General features: G+C 73.0%; 24 protein-coding genes. 14 read left to right on the top strand and 10 right to left on the bottom strand.

Going from position 1 to position 26,001, the window contains the following annotated elements:
- The first annotated feature begins 413 nt into the window (after positions 1-413).
- From ACGFXC_RS06015 to ACGFXC_RS06000, 4 genes are all read left to right on the top strand, one after another.
- The gene (locus ACGFXC_RS06015) at positions 414-1,307 is read left to right on the top strand and encodes a PP2C family protein-serine/threonine phosphatase (protein WP_393709951.1); all 894 of its coding nucleotides are present in this window, start codon (positions 414-416) and stop codon (positions 1,305-1,307) included.
- Positions 1,308-1,311: 4 nt separating this feature from the next.
- The gene (locus ACGFXC_RS06010) at positions 1,312-2,289 is read left to right on the top strand and encodes an MASE1 domain-containing protein (RefSeq protein ID WP_393709949.1); all 978 of its coding nucleotides are present in this window, start codon (positions 1,312-1,314) and stop codon (positions 2,287-2,289) included.
- Positions 2,286-3,251: an aldo/keto reductase family oxidoreductase gene (locus tag ACGFXC_RS06005; protein WP_393709947.1), complete on the top strand. Its 966-nt coding sequence runs from the start codon at positions 2,286-2,288 to the stop codon at positions 3,249-3,251. The genes ACGFXC_RS06010 and ACGFXC_RS06005 overlap by 4 nt, the downstream gene beginning before the upstream one ends.
- A gap of 270 nt (positions 3,252-3,521) precedes the next feature.
- Positions 3,522-4,727, top strand: coding sequence for a cytochrome P450 (locus ACGFXC_RS06000; RefSeq protein WP_393709945.1), 1,206 nt, complete (start codon positions 3,522-3,524; stop codon positions 4,725-4,727).
- A gap of 63 nt (positions 4,728-4,790) precedes the next feature.
- Here ACGFXC_RS06000 and ACGFXC_RS05995 read toward each other — a convergent pair whose 3' ends face one another.
- The 3 genes from ACGFXC_RS05995 to ACGFXC_RS05985 form a co-directional block, all read right to left on the bottom strand.
- The gene (locus ACGFXC_RS05995; protein ID WP_393709943.1) at positions 4,791-5,345 is read right to left on the bottom strand and encodes a YceI family protein; all 555 of its coding nucleotides are present in this window, start codon (positions 5,343-5,345) and stop codon (positions 4,791-4,793) included.
- Positions 5,346-5,437: 92 nt separating this feature from the next.
- On the bottom strand, positions 5,438-6,568 hold the full coding sequence (locus ACGFXC_RS05990) for a M20 family metallopeptidase (RefSeq protein WP_393709941.1): 1,131 nt from the start codon (positions 6,566-6,568) through the stop codon (positions 5,438-5,440).
- A gap of 103 nt (positions 6,569-6,671) precedes the next feature.
- Complete coding sequence (locus ACGFXC_RS05985; RefSeq protein ID WP_393709939.1) at positions 6,672-7,865, bottom strand: MFS transporter; 1,194 nt, start codon at positions 7,863-7,865, stop codon at positions 6,672-6,674.
- Positions 7,866-7,969: 104 nt separating this feature from the next.
- On the opposite strand from ACGFXC_RS05985, the gene ACGFXC_RS05980 reads away from it, so the two are divergent.
- The 3 genes from ACGFXC_RS05980 to ACGFXC_RS05970 all read left to right on the top strand — a co-directional run bounded on the left by ACGFXC_RS05980 (position 7,970) and on the right by ACGFXC_RS05970 (position 9,411).
- Complete coding sequence (locus ACGFXC_RS05980; RefSeq protein ID WP_393709937.1) at positions 7,970-8,566, top strand: hypothetical protein; 597 nt, start codon at positions 7,970-7,972, stop codon at positions 8,564-8,566.
- A 108-nt stretch (positions 8,567-8,674) separates the two neighbouring features.
- Complete coding sequence (locus ACGFXC_RS05975; protein WP_393709935.1) at positions 8,675-9,025, top strand: hypothetical protein; 351 nt, start codon at positions 8,675-8,677, stop codon at positions 9,023-9,025.
- A 119-nt stretch (positions 9,026-9,144) separates the two neighbouring features.
- Positions 9,145-9,411 carry a hypothetical protein gene (locus ACGFXC_RS05970; protein WP_393709933.1) on the top strand — a complete coding sequence of 89 codons (267 nt, stop codon included), beginning with the start codon at positions 9,145-9,147 and terminating at the stop codon, positions 9,409-9,411.
- A gap of 21 nt (positions 9,412-9,432) precedes the next feature.
- On the opposite strand, the gene ACGFXC_RS05965 is transcribed toward ACGFXC_RS05970, so the two are convergent.
- Complete coding sequence (locus tag ACGFXC_RS05965; RefSeq protein ID WP_393709931.1) at positions 9,433-10,284, bottom strand: class I SAM-dependent methyltransferase; 852 nt, start codon at positions 10,282-10,284, stop codon at positions 9,433-9,435.
- 184 nt (positions 10,285-10,468) lie between these two features.
- Between ACGFXC_RS05965 and ACGFXC_RS05960 the strand changes: the two genes are divergently transcribed.
- Positions 10,469-11,413: a nucleoside hydrolase gene (locus tag ACGFXC_RS05960; RefSeq protein WP_393709929.1), complete on the top strand. Its 945-nt coding sequence runs from the start codon at positions 10,469-10,471 to the stop codon at positions 11,411-11,413.
- Here ACGFXC_RS05960 and ACGFXC_RS05955 read toward each other — a convergent pair.
- Positions 11,410-15,012: an NACHT domain-containing protein gene (locus tag ACGFXC_RS05955; RefSeq protein ID WP_393709927.1), complete on the bottom strand. Its 3,603-nt coding sequence runs from the start codon at positions 15,010-15,012 to the stop codon at positions 11,410-11,412. The genes ACGFXC_RS05960 and ACGFXC_RS05955 overlap by 4 nt on opposite strands.
- Before the next feature lie 84 nt (positions 15,013-15,096).
- Positions 15,097-15,918 carry a helix-turn-helix transcriptional regulator gene (locus ACGFXC_RS05950; RefSeq protein WP_393710905.1) on the bottom strand — a complete coding sequence of 274 codons (822 nt, stop codon included), beginning with the start codon at positions 15,916-15,918 and terminating at the stop codon, positions 15,097-15,099.
- Between the two features lie 140 nt (positions 15,919-16,058).
- On the opposite strand from ACGFXC_RS05950, the gene ACGFXC_RS05945 reads away from it, so the two are divergent.
- The gene (locus tag ACGFXC_RS05945) at positions 16,059-17,486 is read left to right on the top strand and encodes an MFS transporter (RefSeq protein WP_393709925.1); all 1,428 of its coding nucleotides are present in this window, start codon (positions 16,059-16,061) and stop codon (positions 17,484-17,486) included.
- 40 nt (positions 17,487-17,526) lie between these two features.
- Here ACGFXC_RS05945 and ACGFXC_RS05940 read toward each other — a convergent pair whose 3' ends face one another.
- Positions 17,527-18,639, bottom strand: coding sequence for an alpha/beta hydrolase (locus ACGFXC_RS05940; RefSeq protein ID WP_393709923.1), 1,113 nt, complete (start codon positions 18,637-18,639; stop codon positions 17,527-17,529).
- A 203-nt stretch (positions 18,640-18,842) separates the two neighbouring features.
- Here ACGFXC_RS05940 and lpdA point away from each other — a divergent pair, with 203 nt between their 5' ends.
- Positions 18,843-20,246 carry a dihydrolipoyl dehydrogenase gene (gene lpdA, locus ACGFXC_RS05935; protein ID WP_393709921.1) on the top strand — a complete coding sequence of 468 codons (1,404 nt, stop codon included), beginning with the start codon at positions 18,843-18,845 and terminating at the stop codon, positions 20,244-20,246.
- 92 nt (positions 20,247-20,338) lie between these two features.
- Here the strand turns inward: lpdA and ACGFXC_RS05930 are convergent, their stop codons facing one another.
- The 3 genes from ACGFXC_RS05930 to ACGFXC_RS05920 form a co-directional block, all read right to left on the bottom strand.
- Positions 20,339-21,130 carry a maleylpyruvate isomerase family mycothiol-dependent enzyme gene (locus ACGFXC_RS05930; RefSeq protein WP_393709919.1) on the bottom strand — a complete coding sequence of 264 codons (792 nt, stop codon included), beginning with the start codon at positions 21,128-21,130 and terminating at the stop codon, positions 20,339-20,341.
- A 118-nt stretch (positions 21,131-21,248) separates the two neighbouring features.
- Complete coding sequence (locus ACGFXC_RS05925) at positions 21,249-21,680, bottom strand: GNAT family N-acetyltransferase (RefSeq protein ID WP_393709917.1); 432 nt, start codon at positions 21,678-21,680, stop codon at positions 21,249-21,251.
- A gap of 141 nt (positions 21,681-21,821) precedes the next feature.
- Positions 21,822-22,253 carry a MarR family winged helix-turn-helix transcriptional regulator gene (locus ACGFXC_RS05920; protein ID WP_393709915.1) on the bottom strand — a complete coding sequence of 144 codons (432 nt, stop codon included), beginning with the start codon at positions 22,251-22,253 and terminating at the stop codon, positions 21,822-21,824.
- An 87-nt stretch (positions 22,254-22,340) separates the two neighbouring features.
- Between ACGFXC_RS05920 and ACGFXC_RS05915 the strand changes: the two genes are divergently transcribed.
- The 4 genes from ACGFXC_RS05915 (at position 22,341) to ACGFXC_RS05900 (ending at position 25,999) form a co-directional block, all read left to right on the top strand.
- Complete coding sequence (locus ACGFXC_RS05915; RefSeq protein ID WP_393709913.1) at positions 22,341-23,264, top strand: zinc-binding alcohol dehydrogenase family protein; 924 nt, start codon at positions 22,341-22,343, stop codon at positions 23,262-23,264.
- Between the two features lie 168 nt (positions 23,265-23,432).
- A complete protein-coding gene (locus ACGFXC_RS05910; RefSeq protein ID WP_393709911.1) occupies positions 23,433-24,128 on the top strand; it encodes a DUF4232 domain-containing protein in 696 nt (231 codons plus the stop codon).
- A 267-nt stretch (positions 24,129-24,395) separates the two neighbouring features.
- A complete protein-coding gene (locus tag ACGFXC_RS05905; RefSeq protein ID WP_393710903.1) occupies positions 24,396-25,202 on the top strand; it encodes an ABC transporter substrate-binding protein in 807 nt (268 codons plus the stop codon).
- Positions 25,199-25,999 (top strand): amino acid ABC transporter permease, encoded by an 801-nt coding sequence (locus ACGFXC_RS05900; RefSeq protein ID WP_393709909.1) that lies wholly within the window; start codon positions 25,199-25,201, stop codon positions 25,997-25,999. Before ACGFXC_RS05905 ends, ACGFXC_RS05900 begins: the two co-directional genes overlap by 4 nt.
- Positions 26,000-26,001 lie beyond the last annotated feature (2 nt).

Here is a 26,001-nt window from a genome sequence, read left to right as displayed (position 1 = left end):
CAACTCTTTTCAGCCACCCTATGGAGGGTCAGCAGGCCATTTCTGTCGGGCGATCGGGCGATCGGGCGATCGGGCGGTGGGGCGATCGGGCGGTGGGGGACCGCGGACGCACGGGAGCCCGGGCGGCGGTCCGGACCGCCGCCCGGGCTCCCGTGCGTCCGGGTCCGGCCGGCCCGGTGGCCCGGGCCCTGATGCTCCGGGTTCCCGTCCGGCTCCCGTCCGAGCCCCCCCCGTGGTCCGGCCCCCGGGGTGGCTGCGGCCCGAGCGCCGGCCGCGGCGCCGCCGGGCGGGGGGAGCCCGGCCGGCCCCGGCCGCCGGGGCTCGCCCGGGCGGACCCCGGCGAGCCGAAATATGATGGGCTCGGTCTTGGCAGCGGCGGAGGCGGCGGACATGGACGTACCCCGGAGCGGTCCGTGACCTGGCGCCGCCCGCACCGGCCCGACAGTGCCGACCTGCTGACCAAGCTGGGCCAGCTCACCGCCCGGGCGCGCGAGGGGGCGGAGCTCCAGCAGGCCCGCGTACAGCTGGCCGAGGCCCTCCAGCGCGAGCTGCTGCCCGCCTCCCTGCCCGCCCTGCCCGGACTGCGCGCCGCGGCCCGCTACGCGCCCGCCCGGCGCGGCCTCGACATCGGGGGCGACTGGTACGACGGCTTCCGGGTGCCCGGGGGCGCCCTCGCGTTCTCCATCGGCGACGTCCAGGGCCACGACGTCGCCGCCACCGCCTTCATGGGACAGGTGCGGGTCTGCCTGCGCGCCGTGGGCGCCGTCGTCACCGACCCCGGAGAGGTGCTGGGCAAGGCCAACGAGGTCCTGCTCGCGATGGACAGCGAGCTCTTCGCCACCTGCACCCTGCTGCGCTTCGACCCCCACACGGGCGAGCTCGCCAGCGCCCGGGCCGGGCACGTGCCCTCCGTCTGGGCCACGGTCGGCGGCCGGTACGGCATCGCCGAGTACGACGGCGGTCCGCCCCTGGGCACGGTGTCCGACGTGCGGTACGCCGTGACCCGGCGCAGCCTGGTGGAGGCGGGGTCCATCGTGCTGCTCACGGACGGGGTGGTCGAGGGGCCGTCGTTCCCGATCGAGGAGGGGCTGGACCGCGTGCTCCACCTCGTGCGGGAGGCGGCCGGAGGGGATCCCGACGAACTCGCCGCCGAGGTGATGAAGGTCGCCGACTCCACGGGCCACGCCGACGACGCCGCCGTGCTCGTCCTCAGCCACGAGGGCCACGGAGCCCACGAGGGGGACGGCGGCAGCGGCGGGCCCGACGTGCGTGTCACGCCCGGCCCGGAAGGCCCGGCTGTTGTCTGATGCTGTGGTGCGCACCGCGGAATGGAGACGTCCGGTCCTGGCGCTGCTGCGGATCCTCGCGGTCGCCGCGGCCTACTACCTGTCCGGCCGGCTCGGTCTGCTGCGGCAGGTGGTCGTGGAGGGCGCGGTCGTCACGCCTCTGTGGCCGCCCACCGGCATCGCCCTCGCCTGCCTGCTCTGGTTCGGCCCCCGGATCTGGCCGGGGATCGGGCTCGGTACGTACCTGGCCATCGAACGCCTGAGCACCTTCGACCTCTCCGACCTCGGGATCGTCGCCGGGAACACCCTCGCCCCCCTGTGTGCGTACGCGCTGCTGCGCCGGGTGGGTTTCCGCCCCGAGCTCGACCGGCTGCGGGACGGCACCGCCCTGGTCTTCCTGGGCGGCCTGATCCCGATGACGATCAGCGCCACCGCCGGATGCTGGACGCTCGTGCTCACCGGCAACCTGCCGTACGGGAACTTCTGGGCGGTGTGGTCGGCCTGGTGGGCGGGGGACACCATGGGCGTGCTGCTGGTGACCCCGCTGCTGCTGGTCCTGACCCGCCCCCGGCTGCCGCGCGACCCGTACCGGATGGCGGAGGCGGCGTTCCTGATGCTCACGGCCACCGCCGTCACGCTCTTCGCCACCCGCAGCTCGCAGTCGCTGCTCTTCCTGGTCTTCCCGCTGCTGATCTGGGCGGCCGTGCGCTTCCAGCTGGCCGGCAGCGCCCCCTGCGCGCTGCTCGTCTCGGTACTGGCGATCTCGGCGGCCACCGACCACACCGGCCCCTTCGCCCGCCGCTCCCTGCTGGAGGTCATGGTGAACCTCCAGGCCCTCAACGGGGCGGCGGCCCTGACCGGGCTGCTGCTCGCGGCCCTCGTCACCGAGCAGAACAACATCCGGCGGGGGATCGAAGAGGTCTGCGCCGAGCTGGCGGAGGTGGTGGCCCACCTCGCCCCCGGGAAGACCCCCGAAGAGCGCGGCCCTACCCTGGGCCCGTGACCAACGTGAGCGCTGAGGAACCCGGCCGCGCGGGCCGGCTGCTGTACGGGTGTATGGGGCTGGGCGGCAGCTGGGGCCCCGACCCGTACGGACCCGCGGACATCGATGCCGCGGAACGTGCGGTCGCGGAGGCCCTGGACATCGGGATCACCGTCTTCGACCACGCCGACATCTACCGGCACGGAAAGGCGGAGGCCGTCTTCGGCGAGGTCCTCGCCCGCACGCCCGGCCTGCGCGAACGCATCGTCCTGCAGAGCAAGTGCGGCATCCGCCTCGCCGACGGGGACGGCCCCGGGAGGTACGACCTGCGCGCCGGCGGCATCACGCGCCGGGTGGAGGAGAGCCTGACCCGGCTGCGCACCGACTCCCTCGACGTCCTGCTGCTGCACCGCCCGGACCCGCTGGCCGACCCGGACGAGACCGCCTCCGCGCTGACCTCCCTGCACCGCCAGGGCCTCGTGCGCGCCTTCGGGGTCTCCAACACCGGCGCCGCCCAGATCGCCCGCCTCCAGGCCCGCCTCGACATCCCCCTCGTCGCCAACCAGCTGGAGATGAGCCTGCACAGCCGGGCCTGGGTCGAGGCCGGGGTCCTGCTCAACACCGCCGAAGGAGCGGCCCACGGCTTCCCGTACGGAACCCTGGAGCACTGCCAGGACCACGGCATCCGGCTCCAGGCCTGGGGCGCCCTTGCGCAGGGCCGCTACACGGGCCTCCAGCAGACCCCCGCCGAGCACGCGACGGCACAACTCCTGGCCGACCTCGCCCGCCGCAAGGGAACCACCGCGGAATCGGTCCTGCTGTGGTGGCTGACGCGCCATCCCGCGGGCATCGCCCCGGTCGTCGGCACGACCCGGCCCGAGCGCATCAGGGCCTGCCGCGACGCCTCGCTGCACGCCCCCGACCTCACGCACGAGGAGTGGTACGCCCTGTGGGTCACGGCCCGGGGCCTCCCGCTGCCCTGAGGATCCCCCGGGCACCGGGCCCGCGGGCGGTCACGGGCGCGGCAGGCCGGCGCCCTGCCGGAACGCCGCATCGGCACCCCGTGCGGCGGGGCACCCTCGCGCCCGAACCATACGGAGGGTCAGACTCCGTACCGGGCAAGGGCGTTCGGCACCCCGGCCGGAACCGCCCGCATTGGGGGTGCCCCTTCCCACCGGTGACGGCGCGACTACTGTGGTGGATACACGCACCGGCGTAATATTCCGCAAGGCATTCGATTCAGGGGGAATGGAATGGCGACTCAGCCTGCCATGATCGATCTTTTGGAGCTCAGTCCGGACTTCGTCCGCGACCCCTATCCCGTCTACGCGCTCCTGCGCTCCCGCGGGCCCGTCCACCACGTGCGCACCCCGGACGGCGAGGAGACGTGGCTGGTCGTCGGGCACGAGGCCTGCCGGACCGCCTTCACCGACCCGCGCCTGAGCCGCGACTGGCGCAACCACGGCGACATGGGCCAGATCATCAACGCCGACCAGGACCACCCGGCCCTCGCGCACATGCTGATGTCCGACCCGCCGGACCACACCCGGCTGCGCCGTCTGGTGGCGCGCGCCTTCACCCCGCGCCGCATCGAGGCGCTGGCCCCGCGCATCCAGGAGATCACCGACGAACTGCTGGACGCCATGGAGGCGATGCCGGAGCGCCGCACCGACCTGGTGGACGCCTTCGCCTTCCCGCTGCCCATGACCGTCATCTGCGAGCTCCTCGGCGTGCCCGCCCTGGACCGCGAGGCCTTCCGCGACTGGTCCAACGAGATGGTGGCCCGCACCAGCCCCGAAGCGGAGGCCGCCGCGTACGAGGCGATGCCCCGCTACCTGTCGCAGCTCATCGACGCCAAGCGCGCCGCCCCCGGCGACGACCTGCTCAGCGCGATGATCCACGCCGTCGACGACGGCGACCGGCTCTCGCCCGCCGAGCTGATCGGCATGTGCGTCCTGCTGCTCATCGCCGGGCACGAGACCACCGTCAACATGATCGGCAACGGGATGCGCGCGCTGTTCGCCCACCCCGGGCAGTTCGCCGACCTGCGCGCCGACCTCGGCCTCCTGGACGGAGCCATCGAGGAGATGCTCCGCTACGACGGACCGGTGGAGACCTGTACCCAGCGACTCGCCCTGGAGGACGTGGAGATGGGCGGCGTGGTGATCCCGGCCCGCTCCACCGTGCTGATCACCATGGCCGACGCCGACCGCGACCCGGCGCGCTTCGAGGACCCGGACCGTTTCGACATCCGCCGGGACGCCCGCGGCCACATCGCCTTCGGGCACGGCCTGCACTACTGCCTGGGCGCGCCGCTCGCCCGGCTGGAGGGCCGCATCGCCCTGCGCTCGCTGCTGGAGCGCTTCCCCGGCCTGCGCGGCGAGGCCGACGAGGCGAAGCTGCCCTGGGTGCCCGGCATGCTCATCCGAGGCGTACGGGAACTGCCCGTGCGCTGGTGACCCGAGCCGAAGGGTCCCGCCGAACTCCTCGGCGGGACCCGGGCGTCACACGCCCGGCAGGCCTCAGGCCTGCCGGATCGCGGAGATCTCGAATTCCAGCACGACCTTGTCGCCCACCAGCACGCCGCCGCCCTCCAGGGCCGCGTTCCAGGTGATCCCGTACTCCTTGCGGCTGATCGGCACCGAGCCCTCGAAGCCCACGCGCAGGTTCCCGAACGGGTCCGTGGCGCTGCCCTGGTACTCGAACTCGATGCTGATCGGCCGGGTGACGTCCTTGATGGTGAGGTCACCGGTCACGTTGTAGCGCGTGTCGTCGAGCGGCTCGACCCCGGTCGAGACGAACGTGATGTCCGGGAAGTTCGGCGCGTCGAGGAAGTCGTTGGTACGCAGGTGCCCGTCGCGCTGTTCGTTGCGGGTGTCGATGCTCGCGGTCTTGATGGTGACGGACGCCGAGGACTTGGCGGGGTCGCCGCCGTCGAGGTGGGCGGTGCCCTCGAACTCGTTGAAGGCGCCCCGGACCTTGGTGACCATCGCGTGCCGGGCCACGAACCCGATCTGCGTGTGGGCGGGGTCGAGGGAGTAGTTCCCTGTGAGCGAGGTGAGGGGGGTGGTGGTCATGGACCTGCTCCGCGGGGCTGGGGGATTGGGACGTGAGGCGCGTCCACGCTAGCCAGCGCCACCGCGGGGGCCGCCCGGCCACGCCCACCGCGTCACCCGGTTGCCAGCCGCGAGCCCTGCGGCCCGGAGCCCTGGATCGCGCGCACCAGGCCGGTCACGAGGTTCGCCCGCTCGGTCATCGACGCGATCACCACGTACTCGTGGTCGGCGTGGGCCCCGCCGCCGACCGCCCCGAGACCGTCCAGGGTCGCCACCCCCAGCGCGGCCGTGAAGTTGCCGTCGCTGCCGCCGCCGACCGCCTTGCCCTCCAGACCGGGCAGCAGCCGCCGCGCCATCGCGAAGAGCTCGGCCGACGCCGACTCGGGCATCGGGGGCCGCCCGACGGACCCCTCCACGGTGATGCGCGCCCCGTCGAGGTGCGGAGTCAGGGCCGCGAAGGCGGACTCGATCCGCTCCCGCTCGACGGCCGATTCCACCCGGACGTCGACGATGACGGTCGCCTCCGCCGGTACGACGTTGTCCAGGGTCCCGGCGGCCGCCACCGTCGGGGTGACGGTCGTACCGGCCTCGGGACGGCCGAGCGCGGCGACGTCCAGGACCTGGTGCGAGGCCTCGATCAGCGCGTTGATCCCGGCCGCGGGCTCCAGGCCGGCGTGGGAGGCCCGGCCCGCGACGGAGATCCGGAAGGTGCCGCAGCCCTTGCGGCCGGTCTTCAGCCCGCCGCCCTCGGCCGCCCCCTCGAAGACGAGCACCGCCCCGCAGGCGAGGGCGCGTTCCTCGATCAGGGCGCGCGAGGAGTGGGAGCCGACCTCCTCGTCCGCGGTCACCAGGATCTCCACGCCGGACAGGTCGTCCAGCGCCGCCAGCCCGTGGACGGCCTGCACCAGACCGCCGAGCATGTCGAAGACCCCGGGGCCGGTGACGTGGCCGTCCGCGACGCGGAACGGACGGCGCGCGAGGGTGCCGAGCGGGAACACCGTGTCGTGGTGACCGAGGATCAGCACCTTGGGCTCGCCGCCGGCCCGCCAGTGGACGTGCGGCCCGGCCTCGCTCTCCAGGATGACGGCGGTTCCGCCGAGCCGTCCCTCGATGACCGAGGCGACCGCCTTGGCCGATGCCGCCAGCGCGTCGAGATCGCGCGAGGGGGACTCCGTCTCGACGAGGATCCTGAGGTCGTCGAGCATCGCGTCCACGCTCACCCCGACGGGCTTGTGCATCGTCATGCGGTTCAGGGTAGCTGGCGGCCCGTGAGGGGACCCGGCGACCGCCTCCCCGCCCCGGAGGCGCCGCGCGGGCGCCGCCGTCGCGGACCGGGCCGACGGCCCGTCACGAGGCCGGCTCGGGGGCCGGCCGGCGCAGCAGGTAGAGGGCCGCGCCGGAGACGAGGGCGGCCATGCAGGCGATGAACACCAGCCCCGCCCCCTCCAGACCGACCGGCCCCGACAGCACCCCCACGCCGATCACCGGCAGGGAGATGCCCGTGTACGCGACCACGAACAGCGTCGAGATCACGGCCGCCCGCTCGTGGGCGGGAGAAGCCGCGGCCACCCCCGACAGCGCCCCGCGGAAGGCCAGCCCCTGCCCCACCCCGCCCACCAGTGCGCTCAGCACCACCAGCACCAGCAGGTCCCAGTACAGCGCGCCCGCGAGCAGCGCCAGCCCCGCCAGGAGCACCCCGCACCCCAGCGGCAGCGACCGCCGCACCCCCGCCCGGCCCGCCGCCAGCTGCCCGGCGGTCGAGGAGAAGAAGGCCAGCGCGACGACGAGCCCGCTCACGGCCGGGTCGTGCACGCCGAGGGACTGCGCGAGGAACGCCGGGCTGACCGCCGTGAACACCCCGAACAGGGCGAACCCCACGAACGCGGCGGTCGCCGCCGGCCCGAACACCGCCCGCACCTGCGCGGGCAGCCCCGGCCGCTGCGGACGTACGCCGCTCAGCGGCCGCAGTTCCCGTACGGTCTCCGGCAGCCGCAGCAGGACGGCGACGGAGCACGTCACCAGGGCGAGGTGCACGGCGAAGGGCAGGTACAGCGGCCAGGGCGCGAACCGCGCGAGCACTCCGGCCAGCAGCGGACCGCAGCCGAGCCCGCCCATGTTGGCGGCCGTCGCCACGAACGTGGCCCGGGCCCGCCCGCCCTCCGGGGCGAGCTCCATCACGAACACCGTCGCCGCGCCGGTGAACAGCCCCGCGGACACCCCCGACAGCAGCCGTCCCGCGTACAGCCAGCCGAGCCCGGAGGCGCAGAGGAAGCAGCCGGCGCTCGCCGCCGAGCAGGCCAGACCCACCCCGAGCACCGGCCGTCTGCCCACCGAGTCCGAGGCGTTGCCCGCCAGGAGCAGGACGCCGATGACGGCGAAGGCGTACACGGCGTACACGACCGTGACCGTCAGCTCGGAGAAACCGAACTTCTCCTGGTAGCGCCCGTAGAGGGGGGTCGGCAGCGTGGTGCCCGCCATGCACACGGCGAACACCGCACCCGCGAGCGAGCACTGGCGCCACCCTCGGCGATCACCGTCCATGCGGCCGACCGTAACCCCGCGCACCGCCCCCTGCCCGCCGTACCGGGGCCCGGCGCGGCAACCGGGGGAGGGGCGAGGTGCGTCCCCCGACGGGGGTGGTGCTCATGCCGGCAACGGACCGGGTGACAGGGGGGCTCGCCGTGGCGGCGCTGCCCGCGTTCGCCGCCGCGGCCCTGTACGCGTGGACGGCCTGGTGCTTCGGGAGCCCGGCCGCGCCCCCGGACGCCGTGGCCGTCGTGGGCGGGGCGGTGCTCCTCCTCGGCGCCTGCTCGGGCTACTTCGCGCTCGTCGGCGGGAGCGGCGGCTTCTTCGGGGCCCTGCTGCTGTCCCTGGGGCTGCTGCTGACCGTGACCGCCGCCGACCAGGCGGCGTCCCGGCCGGCCGTCGCCGACTGCGCGGTGCGCGAGGTCGAGACGAAGGCCGAGCACTCCGCCGGGGAGGGCTCCCCGCCCACCCGGACGGTGTACCGGCTGCTGCTGGACTGCCCGGACGGCTACCCGGCCGAGCTGAAAGAGGGCAGGGCCGTGGCGGGCAAGGGCGACACGGTCCGGGTCGCCTTCGACCCCCGGCGCCGGATCTCCCCGGAGGTGGCGGGGCGCACCACGCCGTGGACGGCCGGCCTGTGGGCCCTGGCCCTCCTCGCCCTCAGCGCGACGATCGCCTGGCTGAAGCGGGGCCCGTCCGGACGGAACCACGACTGACCGCGCGTGCGCGGTTCATCCGGCCGGCCGCGCAGCGGATGCCGCCGGAGCCCCGGCGGGGCAGGCTGCGGGCAGGAGAGCCACCACCGCACAGACGAGGACCCCGCCATGTCCCACCACCGGCGCATCGGCGTCATCACCGGGGCCGCAGCCCTGCTGCTCACCGCCACCGCCTGCTCGGGCCTGGGCCGGAGCACCGTCGGCATGCTCACCTTCCGCAGCCACGACTCCCCGGTCGAGCTGTCCTACAGCAACACCCTGGTCAGGGGCTGCCACCGGATCAACTTCCCCCGGGGCGCCACCCACGTCGAGAACAACACCCTGGTCGACGTCGTCCTGTACCGGACGGAGAACTGCTTGAAGGGCGATCGGGAGGACGGCACCTACGTCGCCACCACCCTCTCGAACGTGACGGCCCCGGCGGCGCTGCCCTGGCGCAGCTTCAGCGTCATCCACTGACCCCGGCGGCCGCCGGACACGGCGGCCCGGCGCCGTCGGTGAGCGGCCGCGCTGGGCCGCCCGGGGTAGCCGGTGTCACGGAGCCGACCGGCCGTCGTTGCACTGATATGACCGACTTGATGGTGAAGATTCCCGCCGACTGGCTCGCCCGCGTGTTCCTCTCCCTGCGCCGCAGCGCCCTGAACGACGCCCAGGCCGTCGCCGCCGAGCTGCGGCCGTTCACGGAACAGCCCGGACAGCGGGTGCCCGTCCCGCGCGCGACCGTGCTGCGTACGGAGCTGGCCCTGCGTACGGAACTGGCACGCGCCGAGGAACCGGGGCAGCGGGCCCGGCTCCAGGAGGCCGCACAGCTGATCAGCGCCCGGCTGGGCACCCCGGAGCGCTGAGCCCCGCCGCCGGAGCGGACCTCAGGCGGCGCGGGCCGCGCCCGCCCGGCGGCCCCAGGCCGTGATCAGACCCGGGGACAGGGCGGCGCAGCCGGGCGAATCGAGGAAGGCGATCGCCGCGTCGAGCTCCGCGTCGTCCACCAGCCCGGTCGCGGTCATCGCGGCCCGGGCCCGCTCCCAGGTGCCGGCCCAGAAGCGGCTGATGGGGCTGCCGGGCACGAGGGGCGGTACGTGGATCTCGGCGGCCACCGACTCCAGCCCGGCGGCGCGCAGCAGCTCCGGATAGCGCGGGGTCCAGCTGACGTCGGTGCCGATGGTGTCCCGCAGCCCCCGCCACATCGCGCGCACCGCCCGGGTGTACGGGGTCGAGGGCGCGGCCGCGGTGGTCAGGTCGACGGCGTCGCCGAGGACCAGTACCCCGCCGGGCGCGAGCATCCCGGCGAAGCGGGAGATCAGGTGCTCCCGCCCGGGCAGGTGCATCAGCACGAAGCGGGCGTGGACCAGGTCGAACCGGCCGGGTTCGAAGGCGGGGTCCGTGAGGTCCGCCTCCAGGGCGACCAGGCCCGGCTGGGGGCGGGAGGCCAGGAAGCGCACGTCGCGGTCGACCGCCAGCACGCTCGCCACACCGGCCCGCGTCAGCAGCCCGCGGGCCACGCTGCCGGTGCCCGCGCCGAGGTCGAGGCACCGCAGGCCGGGCCCGGCCCCCAGGGCCAGCAGCCGGGCGAGGGTGACGTCGTCGTAGGCGAGCGCGCCCAGGTCGATGCGCGCGTCCTCACCGGCCTGATCGGGCCGGAAGACGGTGGCCCCGTACCGCCCGGCCGGGGCGCGCGGGGCGGGTTCCGGCGCCGGGCCGTCCGGTGTGCGTACGCCCATGCCCTCAGTATCGGCGCCCGGCGGCCGCGCGTCCCCCGGACCGGGGCCGTACGGCCGGTGCCCGCCCCGGCCGCCCGCCCGCGGCGGCGCGAACCGCGCGCGATCTGGCGCGGAACAGGCGGCCGCGACGGCCCGGCGACGGCAGACTGAGCAGGTCAGCAGCTCCGCGCGAGGAGGACCGCCCGTGCCCGTCCCGATGATCATCGACTGCGACCCCGGGCACGACGACGCCCTGGCGATCATGCTGGCGGCCGCCGACCCCGCCGTCGGCCTGCTGGCCATCACCACGGTCGCCGGGAACCAGACCCTCGACAAGACCACCCTCAACGCCCGCCGCGTCTGCACCCTCGCCGGGATCACCGACGTACCCATCGCCGCCGGGTGCGACCGGCCGCTGGTCCAGCCGCTGGCCGTCGCGGACGACGTGCACGGAGCCTCGGGGCTGGACGGGCCGCGGTTCGCGGAGCCCACCGTCGAGGCCGTGGACGAGCACGCGGTGGACCTCATCCACCGCATCCTCCTCGCCCACCCCGAGCCGGTCACCCTGGTGCCGACCGCGCCGCTGACCAACATCGCCCTGCTGCTGACCCGCTACCCGGACAGCGCCTCCCGCATCCGGGAGATCGTGCTGATGGGCGGCTCCGCCGGCCGGGGCAACCGCACCCCGGCCGCGGAGTTCAACATCTGTACCGACCCGGAAGCCGCCGACATCGTCTTCCGCAGCGGGGTGCCGCTGACCATGTGCGGGCTCGACGTCACCCACCAGGCCCTGGCCACGCCCGAGATCCGGGCCCGCTTCGAAGGCCTCGGCACCGAACTCGGCCTGGTCTGCGCCGAGCTGCTGGCCTACTTCGCCTCCACCTACCAGCGCCTGTGGGGCATGCCGCACCCGCCGCTGCACGACCCCGTCGCGGTGGCCCGGGTCATCGACCCGACGCTGGTCGGCGTCGTCGACGCGAACGTCACCGTCGAACTCCACGGCCGCTACACGCGCGGAGCCACGGTCGTGGACCTCCACCAGTACACCGGCCGCCCGGTCAACGCCCGGGTCGCCACGACCCTGGACGCCGACCGCTTCTGGGACCGCATGATCACCGCCACAACCACCCTGGGCACCCGCACGCCCTAGTCCACCACCACGCCCCCGGCGCGGACGACGGCTTCCAGCGTCGCGGCGTCCAGACCGCAGTCGCGCGAGAACCGGGTTCCTTCGAGGCGGCTTCCGAGCACCGTTCGGGATCGGACCGCGCCGGTGTGGAAGTCGCACGCCCACAGCTCGCCCATGCCCGTCAGCACGACGATCCGGTCGCCCTGATCGGATGCCCAGAGCGTGCTGGTTCCGCCGGGTACGGTCATCGTCCAGAGGACGTCCGGGACGGCGGCGTCCATCCGCCACGCGAACAGCTCCTGCTTGCTCGCGAGGGCAGCCAGGCCCGAGGCGGCCCGGAAGACAAAGGCGTCCGGGTGGTCGAGTTCCCTGTCTGCCGGGAAGGGCAGCCCGGCGGCATTGATCCTGGCCTCCAGCGTGATGCTGTCCGCGACGGCGACGGGCCGGTCACCGAGGTAGATCATGGTGGCGTGGGCGCCCGTCACCATGCCCGCCCTGGCTGCGTGCGCGGGACCCTCCGCCTCGGCGAGCGTCCGCCAGGAGCCGTCGTCGCCCTGGCCGGCAGTGGCGAAGAACAAGGAGCCCTCGTCGTACGCCAGAGCGGCGATGCCGGACCTGCCGATGTGCAAGGACATCATCCGGGGCGTCTTGCGCAGGGTGGGGGCCTCATCGATCACCCTCCCGGACTCGGGGTCCGTGAAGCGCATCAGATGCTCGGCGAAGTCGTACTGGAGGAGGGCGTGCCGTCCCCGCCACACCACGGGAATGGCACCCTCGGAGGCCGTCGTCGTGCCGGTCACACGCCCGCCGGCCGCGTCCACCAGCCGGCCGCTCGCCGAGCCGCCGCACCACCAGGTCGTCGAGTCCCACTGCTCCACGTACTCGCCGTCGGGTTCCCCATCGGAGGTCAGCAGCAAGGGGGGCTCGTCCAACCGGCCGTGGGGCCAGTGCAGCACGCCCGTCTCCGTGGCGACCACCACCGCTCCGCTGGAGTGGACCAGACCACTTCGCCGCCGCCGGTCTTCCAGCAGTTGCGCGTGTCCCAGCCGGGCTCCGGTGAGATCCGCTCCCGACAGGTTCACGCCGCCCAGGTCCGCCAGCACCAGATCGGTTCCGCGGAGGTCGGCGCCCGCGAGGGAGACGTCCTTCCCGGGCGTCCAGGGCGTGAACCCGGAGAGGTCGAGCCCTGCCAACCGGGCACCCTCCAGGCTGCTGCCACAGGTGGCGACGAGGGTGAGGCAGTTGGCCGCGAGCCGCCCGGTCTCCGTGCTCGCCGTCGCGGTCGCACGGGCGAGGTCGAGGAGCCGCTCCGCGTGATCTGCCCGTTCGCGGACCATCGTCGACAGGAACTGGTAGACCGCGTCGTTCTTCTGGAACGCCCCGAACGTTGCGCCGAGCACCTCCACCGGTTCCGCCGTGAACTCGCCCAGAGGTGGCAGTGTCCCGTCCTGGCCCCGGGCCGCGAAGTAGCCCGACCAAGTCCACCCCGGGGAGGACGCGGAGTCCGGAACTCCGGCCGTGGGGATCACCCTCATGAAATCGCCGCTCAGCAGTCCGAGTTCGGCTGCGAACTTCAAGGCCACCAGGAATTCCAGCAACGACTTGTGGGAGGGCCCGTAGTCGCCCTCGGCGTTGCGTACCAGCATGCCCTGGTTGCGCATGTCCTGTTCCCAGTAGTCGAGGTCCTTGCTGCTCTGCACCGCCGAGCCGAAACAGGAGCGCAGGCGGTCGGGGAAGTCGCGGTAGTTGAGGGTCAGGCGTTCGGTGGACAGCATTTCCCAGGCGACCTCGCACAGGAAGAGGAGCTTGTCCCCCCGAGAGGTGAAGGTGCGCTCGTCGCTGACGTCGCGGTCCATCTTGCGTTGCACGGCGTAGAGGTAGATCCGGGCCAGGTTGATCTCGGCCCCCTGTTCGATCTCCGGTAGGGCGTCGATCACCAGCTCGGACATGAGGGGGCGCCCCATCAGCTCGCGCACCTCGTCATGGGCCATGACCATGCGCACCTTTTCCGCGGACAGGTCGTGGCGGAGCATCCGCTCGATCTGCTCGTCGTCGAAACGCACCAGCTCGACGATGTCGAAGGTGGGACCGTCCTGCGGTGCCTTGGAGCCGATCGCCGTCACGCTGACCTTCGCGCCGAACAGGTTGCGTGCCTCCTGGGCGTTCTGGAAATGCTCCTTGCGGCTGCTGAGCAGGACCTTCGCGCCCGGTTCGACGGCATTGGCCAGTTCCCAGAAGTTGGCGACGACGGTGTTGCGGTCGGCCCGCGCCGCCATTTCGTCGAAGCCATCGAAGACGAGCAGTAGCCGGCCCATGCGGTTCAGGACGCGGAAGACGTCGTAACTCCGCAGGTCGATCTTGTGCTTGTTGAAGAAGAACTCCGAGAGCAGCCCCTGCACCGTCGTCTGCTTCGCATAGTCGCGCAGCGGGATCAGCAGGGGGATCCGGGGCCGGGGAACCCCGCGGCGCTTCGCATCGCGCCAGCCGCGGGCCATTTCTCCGGCCAGGTGCAGGGCGAACCAGGACTTGCCCATGCCGAATTCGCCGAGGACGGACAGGTGCCGCTTCGCGGGCTCCTCGAGCCAGCCCGCCACGTAGTCGTCGAGCCCGCCGTCCTGCCAACGGTAGAGACTCGTGTCCAGGGGGCGCTGGGTCGCCGGATCGATCTCCTCCTTGCTGCACGAGATGGGCACGTACCGGGCATCGATGCTCCGGCGCCGCACCTCCTCCTCCACCCAGGCGATGTACGGCTCGAAATCCGCTTCGAGATCTACGAGTTCATCGAAGGAGTGGCAGAACAGCACGTCGTCGCTGTCGGCGGCCTTGCGGCGCGCGGCCTCGCTGACCCTGAGCCGGGCCAGTCCCCAGCCCTCCACGGCCTCCTCGGAGGCCACCAGTTCGCCGAGCAGCCGCATGTGGTGGGGCAGGAGCTCCCCCTCGACGCAGAGCATGACCGTGCGGTCGAAACGCCCCCGCCTGCGCTGGGGAACGTCCACCAGCATCGCCACGTTCCCGTCGGAGGCCTCCCAGGTGCGCCGGACCTCGTACTTGACCGCCGTGAACCATTCGCGCACATCGTCCATCAGACGCTGGGCGGGGGACAGCGCTGAGCGGCCCGGTTCGGTACGGGTGCGATGGCTCTCCTCCTCGACCCGCGTCTGGCTCACCCGCTCCAGGAGCGCATCGACCTTCTGCTCCAGCCGCGTCTCGTGCGGCGCCCGGCTGCGGTCCACGAGTGCCTGGAACGCGGCGACGAACCCCTCGATGTGCTCCTCGAACCCGTGGTCGAGGTGCCCGAACTCGGCCGTCTCCCGGTTGCGGGCCATGGCCTCCGCCGCCTCACCGCGCAGACGGCTCCAGTCACCGTCGCAGAAGGAGCGGTGGAAGGCCTCCACGAGGTACGCGTTCCGGAAGAACGCGAGCACGGACGGCGAGCGGCCGACGCAGTACTCGATGAGCGTGTGGGCGTAGAGACTGCCGAAGTCCTGCGGAGGCACCTGTGGACTGAGCCGCACCGCCTTCAGCGCCCGGACCACCGCTTCCCTGCGCAGCGCCGAGTCCGTCAGCGGTTTGGCCGCCAACTTGCCCACGATCCCCGCAGCCGTCGTCACGATCTCCATCGGCACCGCCCCCGAACTCCCCCTGTACACCCACGCCCTCGTGGAACCCTAGCGACGGCGGCCGGGGCCCGGCAGGCGAACGGGTCAGCCCGCCAGGGGGTAGAGGAGGCCGCGGCCGCCTTCCGGGGAGGTGAGCCATTCCAGCTTGCGCGCCGTGTCGGTGTGCGGCAGCGGGGTGTGGAGCACGATCGCGAGGTCGGGCCGCGCCGGGATGCGCAGCTGCGTCGACTCCACGTGCAGCGCGCCGACGACGGGGTGGTCCATCTGCTTGCGGATCAGACCGCCCGGCCGGACGTCCCGCTGCTTCCACAACTCCGCGAACCGCGGGCTCAGTTCCCGCGCCTGCTCCACGACCTCCCGGAAGCCCTCGTCCTGCGGGCGTTCGGAGCAGGCGGCGCGGAACTGCGCCACCACATCGCAGGCGATCTCCTCCCACTGCGGGCTGCGCGCCCGGTAGATCGGATCGGTGAAGAAGGCGATCAGGCAGTTCTGGACGATCTCCGGGCGCATTCCGAAGACCAGGGCCGCGGAGTCGTTGTAGAGCACCGTGTTCCAGTACACGTCCATGATGTGCGCCGGGAAGGGCATCCAGGCGTCGATCAGCCGCTTCAGCCCGTGGCACATGTCCCGGTCGAGCGGGGACACCTCCAGCACCGGCGGGTTGAGCCCGGCGAGGACGTACAGGTGCCGGCGCTCGGCGCTGGTCAGCTTCAGCACCCGGCTCACCGCGTCCAGCACCTGCGCCGAGACCGTGATGTCCCGCCCCTGCTCCAGCCACTGGTACCAGGACACCCCGACCCCGGCGAGCACCGCGACCTCCTCCCGGCGCAGGCCGGGCGTGCGACGGCGGGCCCCGCCGTCCGGCAGCCCGGCCTCGGCGGGCGAGATCCGTGCGCGTCTGCTCATCAGGAACGCGCGCAGTTCGCTCCGGCGGTGCTCGTCGATCGGCGTGGCCACGAAATCCCCCTCGAATGCCGCCTGGTGGTGGCAACAACAGGATAAGTTCCCGCTCTTCACGGGCATTCCCGGCCCGCGAAGGTGTGGACATGACGATCGACACACGGACACGGACCGGACCCGAAGCCGCCCGCCTCCACGACACCACCGCCCCCGGCGACGGCCGGCTCACCGGACGCGCCCGGCTGGTCCTCTTCGTCCTCTGCGCCGCCCAGTTCATGGTGGCGCTCGACTTCTCCGTCCTCAACGTGGCGCTGCCCGCGCTCGGCAGGGACCTGGGCCTGAGCACCTCCGCCCTCCAGTGGGCGGTCACCGCCTTCGCGCTGCCCTCCGGCGGCTTCCTGCTCCTCTTCGGCCGGATCGCCGACCTGTTCGGACGCAAGAAGCTCTTCCTTACCGGCCTCGTGCTCTTCGGCGCGGCCTCCCTCCTCGTGACCCTCGCCTGGGACCCCGCCTCCTTCCTGACCGGGCGCGCCCTCCAGGGCCTGGGCGCGGCGGTCATCGTCCCGACCGGCATGTCCCTGCTGACCACGACCTTCCCCGAGGGCCCGCTGCGCGACAAGGCGCTCGGCATCTCCGGAACCCTGCTCTCCCTCGGCTTCACCGTCGGCATGGTGCTCGGCGGGGTCATGACCGACACCCTCGGCTGGCGTTCCACGATGGCCCTGCTCGCCCTCGCCGCCGTGATCGTGCTGTGCCTCGCCCCGCGGCTGCTGCCCGAGTCCCGCACCCCCGACCGGCCGCGTCTGGACGTACCCGGCGCCGTCACCGTCACCGGCGGTCTGCTGGCGCTGATCTACGCCCTCTCGACGGCCGCCGAGCACGGCTTCGGCGGGGCCGACGTCCGGATCACGCTGGCGGCCGGGATCGTGCTGCTCGCCGCGTTCGTGGTGGTCGAGTCGAAGGCCGCCGCACCGCTGGTCTCCCTGCCGATGCTGAAGCGGCGTACGGTCGCCTGGGGCAACATCGGGGGACTGCTGACCTTCTCGATGATGTCGACGGTCATCTTCGTGCTGACCCTCTACCTCCAGGAGACGCTGCACCTGTCGTCCTTCACGACCGGCCTCGTCTTCGGCGTCCAGGGCGTCGCCTCCATCCTCGCGGGCTCCTTCGCGCCCCGGGTCATCGGCCTCTTCGGCCCCCGCCGCACCCTCGTCGGCTCGCTGCTGGGCCAGGGCCTCTTCACCGCCGCGCTGCTCGCCGTCGGAACGGGCTCCGGCGCCCTGGTCGCGACCGCGGCCGTCTCGGTGGCCAGCATGTTCCACCTCGGCGCGATCATCTCGTACGGGATCCTCGTGACGAGCGGCGTACCGGACGCGGAGCAGGGGCTGGCCACCGGCCTGGTCACCACCACCCAGCAGGTCGGCCTGACCATCGGCATCCCGCTGCTCGGCGTCCTGGCGACCACCGGCACCTCGCTGTTCGACGGGGTGCGCACCGTCCTCGCCGTCGACGCGGCGCTCCTCGTCCTGGCCGCGCTGCTCGTGGCGGCCGGCACCGCCCGGCGCAGGGCGTGACGCCGGGGGCACTCGCCGCCCGGGCCGCGCCCGTCTCCCGTCAGCCGGCGGTGAGGCGGGCGCTGACCCATTCCAGGGACGGCGGGATCTCCCGCCGCCAGGTGTTGAAGTTGTGGCCGCCGTGGTCGAGCGTGATCGAGGAGACCCGGGCGGGAGCCTTCACCTTCTCGATGAACTGCCGCGTCGGCTTGAGGTTGCTCTCGCCCTGGAGCGAGGTGGTGACCAGGAAGGACGACTTCCCCTGGGGGAGGTGGTCCAGGCTCCACAGCAGGTCGGCCCGCTTCTCCTGCTCCTTGTCGCCGCGGAAGAGGTCGCCGGAGTCCGCGTCGATCTCCGGCTTGTAGTCCGCCGACAGGCCGACGCCCGCGGAGTAGCGCTCCGGATGTTCCAGGGCGATCTTGAGGGCGCAGTAGCCGCCGGTGGAGTCGCCCATGATGGCCCAGCTCGACGGCGCGTTCTTCACCCGGTACGTGCCCGCCACGGCCGTGGGGAGATCGGTGCCGAAGTAGGTCTCGCTCTGGGGCCCGCCGGGGACGTCCACGCACTGCGTGTTGCGGGTCGCGATGACCGAGGGCCGCATCATCACCAGGACCATCGGCTGCGTCTTCTTGTGCTTGGCGAGCTTCCAGGCCGTCTTCGGGTAGTCAAGTCCCTTGATGAGGTTCTCCGAGGTGCCGGGGAAGCCGGTGAGGACCACGGCGGCGGGGAACGTCCGGTGCTCGTTGCCCTTCTGGAAGTACTCGGGCGGCAGGTAGACGTAGGCGGAGGTGGCGGTCTTGGACCGCTGCCCCTGGATCGTCACCTTCTCGATCGCACCGCCCACGCGCGGCGTGGCGCCGCCGGGCACGTCCACGGGCTGGCGGCCCAGCACCTTGACGCCCGACGCGTCGCCCTGCCCCTTGTCCAGAGCGGGCGGCGCCTGCGCGTGCCCGGCCAGCTCGGCCCACGAGCCGTAGATCAGGAAGCTCCGGTTGGCCGCCAGTCCGATCGAGGCCACGAGCAGCAGCTGGACCAGCACGACCAGCCCGATCCGGCCGGCCACCCGGCGCGGACCGCCCCCTGCCAGCCGTGGCCACAGCCAGACCGTCAGGGCGAACAGCAGGAGCGTGCACAGCAGGGCGAGCACGAGGGGAGCGCCACTCGTCAGCTTCATGGATCGGTGAGACCTTCTGTCGGCTATCGGTCCGGGCCCGCGGGCCCGCCGGCACGCGTCGGCATGCCAACGAGGGAGAGGGGCGGACGGGGCAAAAGGTTGCGGGCGCAGAGGTGATCTTCGAACACGCGCACCCGGTGACCGGGCGTACGGTGGGCGGAGAACGTAACTGCGCACCACTTGTGATGGGAAGGAATCCGTCCATGCAGGAGCATTTCGACGTCGTCGTCCTCGGGGCAGGCCCCGGCGGCTACGTTGCCGCCATTCGTGCCGCTCAGCTGGGCCGCAGCGTGGCGGTCGTGGAGGAGAAGTACTGGGGTGGAGTCTGTCTCAACGTCGGCTGCATCCCCACCAAGGCGCTCCTGCGCAACGCCGAACTCGCGCACATCTTCACGCACGAGGCCAAGACCTTCGGCATCAAGGTGGACGGACAGGTCTCCTTCGACTACGGCGAGGCCCACCGGCGCAGCCGCCGGGTCGCGGACGGCCGGGTCAAGGGCGTCCACTACCTGATGAAGAAGAACGCGATCACCGAGTTCGACGGCCGGGGCACCTTCGTCGACGAGCGGACCCTGCGGATCGCCCAGTCCGACGGGGCCACCCGTGAGATCTCCTTCGGCGACTGCATCATCGCCACCGGCGCCACCCCCCGGCTGCTGCCCGGCACGCGGCGCAGCGAGCGCGTGGTGACGTACGAGGAGCAGATCCTCGCCGAGGACGTGCCGCAGTCGATCGTGATCGCGGGAGCCGGTGCCATCGGCATCGAGTTCGCGTACGTCCTGCACAACTACGGTGTGAAGGTCACGATCGTCGAGTTCCTGGACCGGATCGCCCCGCTGGAGGACGCGGACGTCTCCGCGGAGCTGGCCAAGCAGTACCGCAAGCTGGGCATCGACGTGCTGACCTCGACCCGCGTCGAGTCGATCGACGAATCGGGCCCCCTGGTACGGGTGAGCGTCACCGGCCCGGACGGGGCGACGAAGGTCCTGGAGGCCGACAAGGTGCTCCAGGCGATCGGCTTCGCGCCGAACGTCACCGGCTTCGGCCTGGAGGCCACCGGCGTGCGCGTCACCGAGCGCGGCGCCATCGAGGTCGACGGCCGCTGCCGCACCTCGGTGCCGCACATCTACGCCATCGGCGACGTCACCGCCAAGCTGATGCTCGCGCACACCGCCGAGGCCATGGGCGTCGTCGCCGCCGAGACCATCGCGGACGCCGAGACGATGGAGCTCGACTACCCGATGATCCCGCGCGCGACCTACTGCCAGCCGCAGATCGCCAGCTTCGGCTGGACCGAGGCGCAGGCGAAGGAGAAGGGCTTCGACGTCCGCGTCGCGAAGTTCCCCTTCACCGCCAACGGCAAGGCGCACGGCCTGGGCGACACCGCGGGCTTCGTGAAGCTGATCAGCGACGCCACCCACGGCGAGATCATCGGCGCCCACCTGATCGGGCCCGATGTCACCGAGCTCCTGCCGGAACTGACGCTGGCCCAGCAGTGGGACCTGACGGTCCACGAGGTGGCCCGCAACGTGCACGCGCACCCGACGCTGGGCGAGGCGGTCAAGGAGGCCGTCCACGGCCTGGCCGGCCACATGATCAACTTCTGAGGTCCCGTCTCCGCATCCGGCCCGCCCCCGGTCCCGCCGTTCCGCGGCGCCCGGGCGCGGGCCGGGGCGGGCCGGGGTGGGTCGTGGGCCGGTCAGAACGCCGAGTTCGCGAACCAGAGGTCCAGCAGCTCCGCGTCCCCGGTGGTCTCGATGCCCGGGGCGGTGCGGGTGGTGCGGCCGTAGAGGGCGAGCAGCAGACCGGCGGCCGGGGCCAGGACGGTCGCGTCGGCGGACCCGGACCCGGACCCGGACCCGGCACCGGGTCCGTCCGCGACGAGGCCGAAGCCGTCGGGGCGCAGCCGGACCAGCCACGAGCCGTCCGTGTCGGTGCACCGGAAGCGGATCGTCCGGTCGGTACCGCGCAGCCGTGCCACGCCGGGCGCGAAGGGGGTGGCGAAGGGGAGGTTCGTCAGGAACTCGTCGACGCCGTCCCGGGCGAGCGCGGGCTCGATCGCGGAGGGCAGCCCGAGGGTCCGTTCCGCGTCGACCCGGTGCACGAGCGTCTCGAACAGCATCCGGCGGATCCAGAAGCGGGCATGCGCGTCGGCCCCCCAGACCCACATCGGCGCGTCCGGGTCCAGGCCCGCGAACACCTCGGCGGCGGCCGCGGCTCCGGCGGCCAGCCAGTCCGGGTAGTCCTCGTCCCGCTCGGGCAGGCGCAGGTCGAGGTCACGGCCGGCCGGGCGCTCCTGGACCCGCTGGAGCAGCAGCGCCGAGAACCAGCGGTGGACGCCGCCGCAGTGCCGGACCAGGTCGCCGAGGGTCCAGCCCGGGCAGGTCGGTACGGGCAGCGTCAGGTCGGCGCCCCGGACCAGGTCCACGAAGCGGGCGGTCTGCGCCGCGACGGCCGCCGCGTGGTCGGGCCGCTGCTCGGCTGTGCTCATCGGGTGGTGCCTTCCTGACCTGTCGGTTCGTCTCTCCCGGCACTCTTTCACAGCGGCCGGGGGAGCCCGTGCGGGGACGGCGGGTCCCGCGCGGGCGGCGTCGCGGTGGCCCAGCGGCTCAGCAGGGCCGTTCGTACTCGACCTGTTCGAGCGGATTTCCGTCGCCGAAGTCGTACGGGCGGCGGGCGCCGGTCTCGTGGAAGCCGCACTTGGCGTAGAAGCGGCGGGAGCGCGGGGTGTCGCGCAGGGTCCACAGGTGCGCGCGGGCGAAGCCGTCCGCGCGCAGGTGCTCCAGCGTGGCGTCCATCAGCGCGGCCGCGACACCACTGCCCCAGCCGTCGGGGTGGGCGTAGACGGAGAAGACCTCGCCGCGCCCGGGCCCTCCCGGACCGGGGGAGGGGCCGAAGAAGGTCAGGCCGAGCGGGCGGCCGTCGACCGCGGCGAGCAGGACGGTCTCGGGCCGGCCCGCGTGTGCCAGCGGCGGCGCCGGTCCGCCACCGCCCGTGCGGCGAACTCCGGTGCGAAGAAGGGGGCGTAGGCGGCCTCCCACGCGGCGGCGTGGATCTCACCGAGGGCGTCCCCGTCGGCCGGTCCCGCGCGACGAATCCCGATCATGCGGCCAGCGTACGGCCGGGGCGGCGCCCGCGCCAACCATGCCGTCCGACAAGCGGGTTGGGGCGACCCGGGGCCGTTACGGCGCCTCGTGGAGCCGGGTCAGCAGGGCGATCAGCCGTTCCTGCTCGGCGGCGTCGAGCGGGGCCAGCAGCGCGGCGTTCGCCGTCTCGGCGAGGGCCGCGCAGCGGGCCAGCACCGCCGAACCCTCCGGGGTGACGGTGACGGCGTTCTTGCGGCGGTCGGCCGGATCGGGGGTGCGCAGGAGGAGCCCCGCCCGCTGGAGGTGGTTGAGGATGCCCACCATGTCCTTCGGGTCGACCGCGAGCCGGCGGCCCAGGTCGGCCTGCGCGACGGGCCCGTACTCGGCGGTCGCTGCCAGTACCGCGTGGTGCGCGAGGCGCAGCCCCTCGGCGGCGAGGGCGTCGGCGACCAGGCCCCTGCCGCGCGCGGCGACCCGGCCGACGAGCCAGGTGGGCAGGGACTGGATGTGCGCGAGCGGTGAGGTCATGCGGTCACCCTAGCGAAAGTCGTTGGACATCCCCATGGATTCCCTTATCGTTGGGACCCCCAATGATATGTGGATCCGGGAGGTCCTGTGCTGCGCATGCGCCACCAACCAGACGGAGGCACCGCCCTGCTGGTCGCCGAACAGGTCGGCCCGCCCGTCGCCGGTCCCGGCGAGGTACTGGTCCGCAGCGAGGCGATCGGCGTGACCCTGCCCACCGTGCGCAAGGTGCGGGAGGGCGGCGGGCCCGTCTCCCTCGGCGGCGAGGTCGCGGGAGCGGTCGTCGCTGTGGGCCCGGGAGTGACCGGCTTCGCCGTGGGCGACCGCGTCACCGGACTGTGCTTCACCGACGCCTACGCCGAGTTCGCGGTCCTGGACACCGCGATGGCCTCGCACGTCCCGGCCGGTGCGAGCGCGGTCGACGCGGTCGCGCTGGTCCGCAGCGGACTGGTGGCCCGCGGCGCCCACGCGGCCGCCCGCGTCGAGCCCGGCGAGTCCGTCCTCGTCACCGCCGCGGCCGGCGCGGTCGGCAGCCTGGCCGTCCAGTACGCCAGGGCGGCGGGAGCCGGCCGCGTCGTCGCCGCCGTCAGCAGCGCGGCGAAGGCCGGTTTCGTCCGCGCCCTCGGCGCCGACCGGGTCGTCCTGTACGAGGACGCCGACTGGGGAGCCCCCCATGACGTCGTCCTCGACGGCGTCGGCGGCGATCTGCTCGCCCCTGCCGTCCGCGCCCTCGCCACCGGTGGCCGCATCGTGGCCTTCAGCTCGGGCGGCGGCACGGTGGAGGCGTACGAACTCCTCGTGCGCGGCGCGTCGCTGATCGGCTTCCAGATGCGGGCCGTCGCCACCGGCCGGCCGCAGCTGTACGCGCGCTGGCGGCGCGAGCTCTGGCGGCTGCACGCCGCGGGCACCCTGCGCCCCGCCGTCCACGCTCGGATCCCCCTGGCGGACGCGGCCCGCGCGCACGCCGCGATCGAAGACCGCCGCAACCTCGGCAAGGTGGTCCTGGTCCCCTGACCGCCCGCCCCCGCGCCACCGCTGAGCAGGCGAAACGGAGCTCCGACCGCCATATGCGCGATCCGTAACGATCCGTTCGAGAAGGCGTACGGAGGGCCGGACGGAGCGATAACCGAGGTGGTCGCTCTGACCGCCACTCCACGCACGTGACGCCATTCGGGGGACCACATGCGCACCACCCGCAGAGGCTGGCAGAACTACGTACTCGGGGCCGCGGCCGCCGCCGCGCTCCTCTCGTCCACGGCCTGCGGCCCGGGCTCCGGGGACGGGGACGGCGCGAAGGGCCCCTCCTCCCCGCCGGCCTCACCGTCCGCGACCTCGCCCGCCACGCCCGGCCCGACGGCCCCCTCCGGCACCGGAACCCCCGCCCCGACGGCCCCCGCCCGGACCCCCTCCGCCCCCGCCCTGCAGCCCGGCACCCCGGGAGCGGCCGCGTCCTGCACCGCCGCGAACATCGCGATCACCACGACCTCCTACCGGCAGGACTCCGACAAGCACCTGCTGCTCACCGCCACCAACACCGGCGACGAACCCTGCACCCTCTACCTCTACCCGACGGTGCGACTCGGCGGCGACGCCCGCGATCCGGTCGGTCCGCTGGAATCCGACCGGCACGCCGTCGCCACCCTCGCCCCGCACGGGAAGGCGTACGCGGGCCTGCGCCTGTACCGGGTCGGCGAACAGCTCGACGTCGTCACCTCGCTGTCCGTCGGCTTCCGCGACCGCGACAACGGCTCCGACGCGGGCAAGCCGGTCCGCGTCCCGCTGACCCGGCCCGATTTCCTGAACATCGGCCCGACCCCCGGGGTCACCTACTGGAACACCGACCTCCGTGTGGTCGAGAAGTACCTGCTGGCCACCTGACGGCGACCGCCCCGCCCCCGGCCCGCCGCCACGGGAAGGGGCCGGGGCCGATCGGGTGACCGGGCGCAACAGGTCCGGTCCGGCCGCGGAAGGGCGATGTCCGGCCACGTCTGCGCCGCGTCCCGCACGCTCCGCCGCCACGGGCCGCCGGGGGCTTACGATCCCGACGGACGGTCGCGCCCACGACCGCCTCCCACCCCGCATCCGTGGAGGTCAACCGTGTTCCGGACGGCCGCAGGACACCGCAGCCAGCGCAGCAGCTCCCGTATCCGTGCCACGGCCGGCCTCGCCGCCGCCACAGCGGGCGTGTTCCTCGCCGCGGGCTGCTCCTCCGGCGGCAGCGGCCCGGGGGAGGCCGCGGGCGGCGTCCCCGTCGTGGAGAAGGGCAAGCTGACCACCTGCACCCATCTGCCCTACCCGCCGTTCCAGTTCGAACAGAACGGCAAGGTCGTCGGGTTCGACGTGGCGCTGATCGACCTCGTCGCCCGGAACCTCAAAGTCGAACAGAAGATCCTCGACACGCCGTTCGAGAACTTCAAGACCGGCGCCTTCCTGAACTCCGGCCAGTGCGACCTCGCCGCCGCCGGCATGACCATCACCGACGAGCGCAAGAAGAACGTGGACTTCTCCGTCCCCTACTTCGACGCGACCCAGGCCCTCCTCGCCACCAAGAAGAGCGGGATCACCTCGCTCGCCGACCTCAAGGCCAAGGGCAAGAAGCTCGGCGCGCAGGCCGAGACCACCGGAGAGAGCTACGCCAAGGCCCAGGGGTTCAACCCGGTCGCCTTCGAGAGCTCCGACGCGGTGCTGAACGGGCTGCGCACCGGCCAGGTCGACGCGGTCGTCATCGACTACCCCGTCGTCCAGGGCTGGCTCAAGGACAAGACGAACGCGACGGAGTTCGCCGTCGGACAGAACATCGACACCGGCGAGAAGTACGGCTTCTCCGTCAAGAAGGGCAACACCGCCCTGCTCGCCGCGATCGACAAGGCCATCACCACGGCGAAGGCCGACGGTACCTACAAGAAGCTGTACGAGCAGTGGATCGGCCCGCTGCCCCAGGCCACGTCGTGACCTCACGGCTGACCCGGCGTCAGCGGCGCCGCGTCTGGCAGGGCGTCCAGTACGCGGTCTTCGTGGCCGTGCTGGTCCTGGTCGGCGTGCTCGCCGACTGGGGCAGGCTGCAGAACCAGTTCGCCCAGACCCACCTGGCCGTCCGGCTCTTCCCGCAGATCATCACCACCGCCCTGCGCAACACGGTGGTGTACACCTTCTCCGGATTCCTCTTCGGCCTCGTCCTCGGACTGGTCGTCGCCATGATGAGGCTGTCCTCGGTGGCCCCCTACCGCTGGGTCGCGAGCGTCTACATCGAGCTGTTCCGGGGCCTGCCCGCCCTGCTGATCTTCATCTTCGTCGGCGTCGCGGTACCGCTCGCGTTCCCCGGCACCGAGATCCCCGGCGGGATCTACGGCAAGGTCGCGCTGGGCCTCGGCCTGGTGGCGGCCGCGTACATGGCGGAGACGATCCGGGCCGGCATCCAGGCGGTCCCCAAGGGGCAGATGGAAGCGGCCCGCTCGCTGGGCTTCTCGCACGGTCGCGCCATGGCCTCGGTGATCATTCCGCAGGCGTTCCGCATCGTGATCCCCCCGCTCACCAACGAACTGGTCCTGCTCTTCAAGGACTCCTCGCTCGTGCTCTTCCTCGGCGTCACGCTGGAGGAGCGGGAACTGACGAAATTCGGCCGGGACCTCGCCAGCGAGACCGCCAACTCCACCCCGATCCTCGTCGCGGGCCTGTGCTACCTCCTGGTGACCGTGCCGCTGAGCTTCGTGGTGCGCCGGCTGGAAGCCCGCGCGGACAAGGCCACGTGAGG

The sequence above is a fragment of the Streptomyces sp. NPDC048507 genome (genome assembly GCF_043199995.1).
Lineage (GTDB): Bacteria > Actinomycetota > Actinomycetes > Streptomycetales > Streptomycetaceae > Streptomyces.
Note: the sequence above shows the minus strand (reverse complement) of the source record. Positions and strands in the feature narration are given on the sequence as shown.

Coding starts and splice junctions, on each gene's coding strand:
- ACGFXC_RS05965 (WP_393709931.1), bottom strand. CDS start 10,284: ATGGGCGTACGCACACCGGACGGCCCGGCGCCGGAACCCGCCCCGCGC.
- ACGFXC_RS05930 (WP_393709919.1), bottom strand. CDS start 21,130: ATGAGCACAGCCGAGCAGCGGCCCGACCACGCGGCGGCCGTCGCGGCG.
- ACGFXC_RS05955 (WP_393709927.1), bottom strand. CDS start 15,012: ATGGAGATCGTGACGACGGCTGCGGGGATCGTGGGCAAGTTGGCGGCC.
- ACGFXC_RS05945 (WP_393709925.1), top strand. CDS start 16,059: ATGACGATCGACACACGGACACGGACCGGACCCGAAGCCGCCCGCCTC.
- ACGFXC_RS05970 (WP_393709933.1), top strand. CDS start 9,145: ATGGTGAAGATTCCCGCCGACTGGCTCGCCCGCGTGTTCCTCTCCCTG.
- ACGFXC_RS05910 (WP_393709911.1), top strand. CDS start 23,433: ATGCGCACCACCCGCAGAGGCTGGCAGAACTACGTACTCGGGGCCGCG.
- ACGFXC_RS05920 (WP_393709915.1), bottom strand. CDS start 22,253: ATGACCTCACCGCTCGCGCACATCCAGTCCCTGCCCACCTGGCTCGTC.
- ACGFXC_RS05995 (WP_393709943.1), bottom strand. CDS start 5,345: ATGACCACCACCCCCCTCACCTCGCTCACAGGGAACTACTCCCTCGAC.
- ACGFXC_RS05985 (WP_393709939.1), bottom strand. CDS start 7,865: ATGGACGGTGATCGCCGAGGGTGGCGCCAGTGCTCGCTCGCGGGTGCG.
- ACGFXC_RS05950 (WP_393710905.1), bottom strand. CDS start 15,918: ATGAGCAGACGCGCACGGATCTCGCCCGCCGAGGCCGGGCTGCCGGAC.
- ACGFXC_RS05940 (WP_393709923.1), bottom strand. CDS start 18,639: ATGAAGCTGACGAGTGGCGCTCCCCTCGTGCTCGCCCTGCTGTGCACG.
- ACGFXC_RS05975 (WP_393709935.1), top strand. CDS start 8,675: ATGTCCCACCACCGGCGCATCGGCGTCATCACCGGGGCCGCAGCCCTG.
- ACGFXC_RS05980 (WP_393709937.1), top strand. CDS start 7,970: ATGCCGGCAACGGACCGGGTGACAGGGGGGCTCGCCGTGGCGGCGCTG.
- ACGFXC_RS06000 (WP_393709945.1), top strand. CDS start 3,522: ATGGCGACTCAGCCTGCCATGATCGATCTTTTGGAGCTCAGTCCGGAC.
- ACGFXC_RS05990 (WP_393709941.1), bottom strand. CDS start 6,568: ATGACGATGCACAAGCCCGTCGGGGTGAGCGTGGACGCGATGCTCGAC.
- lpdA (WP_393709921.1), top strand. CDS start 18,843: ATGCAGGAGCATTTCGACGTCGTCGTCCTCGGGGCAGGCCCCGGCGGC.